The 227-nt window shown below is 56.4% G+C and carries 1 tRNA gene; it reads left to right on the top strand.

The window, feature by feature from the left end:
* Positions 1-130 precede the first annotated feature (130 nt).
* Positions 131-206 (top strand) — tRNA-Ala (locus AAC855_RS21430).
* Positions 207-227: the final 21 nt, after the last annotated feature.

Raw genomic sequence — 227 nt, 5'->3', positions numbered from 1 at the left:
GCTCAGGTGGTTAGAGCGCACCCCTGATAAGGGTGAGGTCGGTGGTTCAAGTCCACTCAGGCCTACCAATTCTTCCTTCGGCGGCGTGATTCGCATAAGGGGAATGGCTGTACAGGACGATACATCTGATGGGGCTATAGCTCAGCTGGGAGAGCGCCTGCCTTGCACGCAGGAGGTCAGCGGTTCGATCCCGCTTAGCTCCACCATTCAACGCCTCTTGAAAATAC

Source organism: Xenorhabdus bharatensis (assembly GCF_037996705.1).
Lineage (GTDB): Bacteria > Pseudomonadota > Gammaproteobacteria > Enterobacterales > Enterobacteriaceae > Xenorhabdus > Xenorhabdus bharatensis.
Note: the sequence above shows the minus strand (reverse complement) of the source record. Positions and strands in the feature narration are given on the sequence as shown.